Annotated in this window: 1 protein-coding gene; it reads right to left on the bottom strand. The window is 29.3% G+C overall.

Annotated features, from left to right (window positions below):
- Positions 1-94: 94 nt before the first annotated feature.
- Positions 95-338 (bottom strand): hypothetical protein (locus G6042_RS00555; RefSeq protein ID WP_169522345.1); only part of this gene is annotated, 244 nt, incomplete at its 5' end.

Here is a 338-nt window from a genome sequence, read left to right on the forward strand (position 1 = left end):
AACTGTTGCACAACCTCAATAAAAAACTAAAATTTTAAAATATTTATAAAAAATAACCTCTTTAGAAGCTATTTTAAGGAAGTTTGTTTTTTAGTTATAATTCAAAGTTGTAAAACTTGGACTGCTTATAAACGAGTTTTTGAAGTCTAAAAAGACTGATTTTATAAAAGCCAAGTTCTTTCCTTGTTTTAGGGAAACAACTTGAGCTATAATGGATGGTTTTTAATACTCTGGGTGTAAATCCTATTTTCTCTAAGTCGATACTGTTAACAAAAGCATCTATAAATCGAACAGGATTGTCCTGACTGATGGTATCTTCTAGACTGATTACTTGTAGC

Origin of the sequence: Flavobacterium solisilvae (genome assembly GCF_012911605.1) — a bacterium.
Classification (GTDB): Bacteria; Bacteroidota; Bacteroidia; order Flavobacteriales; family Flavobacteriaceae; genus Flavobacterium; species Flavobacterium solisilvae.